The organism is Bacteroides sp. (genome assembly GCF_052357945.1).
In the GTDB taxonomy this organism is placed as follows: Bacteria; Bacteroidota; Bacteroidia; order Bacteroidales; family Bacteroidaceae; genus Bacteroides.
Window position 1 is genome coordinate 1 of the sequence record NZ_DAWCXD010000289.1, and the last position, 2,342, is coordinate 2,342.

2 protein-coding genes, 1 tRNA gene and 1 pseudogene are annotated in these 2,342 nt (G+C 40.4%); all 4 read left to right on the forward strand.

All coding sequences use genetic code 11. The annotated features are described in order from the left end of the window. Window positions 1–263, forward strand: a pseudogene (locus ACT8YW_RS22960) (orotate phosphoribosyltransferase); the annotation flags it as partial. A gap of 96 nt (window positions 264–359) precedes the next feature. Further along, on the forward strand, window positions 360–770 hold the full coding sequence (locus ACT8YW_RS22965) for an SRPBCC family protein (protein ID WP_444107255.1): 411 nt from the start codon (window positions 360–362) through the stop codon (window positions 768–770). Between the two features lie 9 nt (window positions 771–779). Beyond that, window positions 780–2,120, forward strand: a complete 1,341-nt coding sequence (gene argH / locus ACT8YW_RS22970; protein ID WP_004305025.1) for an argininosuccinate lyase — start codon at window positions 780–782, stop codon at window positions 2,118–2,120. 93 nt (window positions 2,121–2,213) lie between these two features. Further along, window positions 2,214–2,286: transfer RNA gene (locus tag ACT8YW_RS22975), tRNA-Gly, on the forward strand. The last annotated feature ends 56 nt before the right edge of the window (window positions 2,287–2,342 follow it).

Sequence of the window (2,342 nt, forward strand, 5' to 3'; positions counted from 1 at the left end):
TTTCTACAGGTGGTAGTAGTTTGAAGGCTGTTGAAGCAATTCGTCGCGATGGTTGCGAAGTGATTGGCATGGTTGCAGCGTATACATACGGATTCCCAGTAGCTGAAGAGGCGTTCAAAAATGCGAAGGTGACTTTGGTAACGTTGACCAATTATGAAGCAGTACTTGATGTTGCTCTTCGTACAGGTTATATTGAAGAAGAAGACATACAGACATTGAACGAATGGCGTAAAGACCCTGCTCATTGGGATGCTGGAAAATAAGATTCATTTTTTGATCAAACATATTTGGTAAAAAGAACTGTTCGGACAATATTTGGCCGGATTGTTCTTTTTTTTGTTTTATACTAATAGAAGTTTATGAGTAATTTTGAGAGTAGTGTCAAGGTAATACCTTACAGTCAGGAGCGCGTATATAATAAACTTTCGGATTTAAGTAATCTGGAAGCAGTCAAAGACCGTTTACCAAAAGATAAGGTGCAGGATTTGAGTTTTGATTCGGACACGTTGAGTTTTAGTGTTTCCCCTATTGGACAATTGACTTTGCAAATTGTAGAGCGCGATCCTTGTAAATGTATAAAGTTGGCGACAACTAACTCTCCTCTTCCTTTTAATATGTGGATTCAACTGGTTGAAACTGCTGAAGAAGAGTGTAAAGTGAAGGTTACTATCGGAATGGATCTTAATCCATTTATGAAAGCAATGGTGCAGAAACCTCTCCAGGAAGGTTTGGAGAAGATGGTTGATATGTTGGCAGTTGTTGAATATTAAATTTTTTTTATGGCACAGAAACTTTGGGAGAAGTCCGTACAGGTAAATAAGGATATTGAACGTTTCACGGTAGGTCGTGATCGTGAGATGGATCTTTATTTGGCCAAGCATGATGTGCTTGGTTCTATGGCTCATATTACGATGCTTGAAAGCATTGGGTTGTTGACAAAAGAAGAACTGGACCAGTTGCTGGTGGAATTGAAGAGTATTTATGCCTCGGCCGAAAAAGGTGAATTTGTGATAGAAGACGGGGTGGAAGATGTACATTCGCAGGTAGAATTGATGTTGACCCGTCGTTTGGGTGATATCGGAAAGAAAATACATAGTGGCCGTTCCAGAAATGATCAGGTTCTGTTGGACTTGAAACTTTTTACCCGTACGCAAATTAAAGAGGTTGCCGAAGCGGTAGAACAACTATTTCATGTCTTGATCCGTCAGAGCGAACGATATAAAAACGTTTTGATGCCGGGATATACACACCTGCAGATTGCAATGCCTTCTTCTTTTGGCTTGTGGTTTGGTGCCTACGCCGAGAGTCTTATGGACGATATGCTGTTTTTGCAGGCAGCATTTAAAATGTGTAATCGTAATCCGTTAGGTTCAGCAGCCGGATATGGTTCGTCTTTTCCTCTGAACCGTACCATGACGACTGACTTATTAGGTTTTGATTCAATGAATTACAATGTTGTGTATGCTCAAATGGGGCGTGGAAAGATGGAGCGCAATGTTGCTTTTGCTTTGGCTACGATTGCCGGAACAATCTCCAAATTAGCTTTTGACGCCTGTATGTTTAATAGTCAAAACTTCGGTTTCGTCAAGTTGCCCGATGACTGCACCACAGGATCCAGCATTATGCCTCATAAGAAGAATCCTGATGTGTTTGAACTGACACGTGCTAAATGTAATAAATTGCAATCGCTTCCCCAACAGATTATGATGATTGCGAACAATCTGCCTTCCGGCTATTTCCGTGATTTGCAGATTATCAAAGAAGTTTTCCTTCCAGCTTTTCAGGAATTGAAAGACTGTTTGCAGATGACAACCTATATCATGAATGAAATAAAGGTAAATGAACATATTCTTGATGATGACAAATACCTTCTTATTTTTAGTGTGGAAGAGGTAAATCGTTTGGCACGTGAAGGTATGCCTTTCCGTGATGCATATAAAAAGGTAGGTTTGGATATTGAAGCAGGTAAATTCTCGCATACTAAAGAAGTACACCATACTCATGAAGGTAGTATCGGTAACCTCTGTAATGCAGAAATCTCCGCATTGATGCAGCAAGTGATCGATGGATTCAACTTTTGTGGAATGGAGAAAGCGGAGAAAGCACTGCTTGGAAGATAAAATAAACTTTCGGAGGATAGTTTTTTAAACTTTCCTCCGAAAAGATTTGGCAGAAACAAGTAAACTACTTATCTTTGCACCCGTTGAAAAAACGCGGAAATAGCTCAGTTGGTAGAGCATAACCTTGCCAAGGTTAGGGTCGCGAGTTCGAGTCTCGTTTTCCGCTCTCTTTGAAAGGATGCTCGAATGGTGGAATGGTAGACACGAAGGACTTAAAATCCT

Coding starts and splice junctions, on each gene's coding strand:
- argH (WP_004305025.1), top strand. CDS start 780: ATGGCACAGAAACTTTGGGAGAAGTCCGTACAGGTAAATAAGGATATT.
- ACT8YW_RS22965 (WP_444107255.1), top strand. CDS start 360: ATGAGTAATTTTGAGAGTAGTGTCAAGGTAATACCTTACAGTCAGGAG.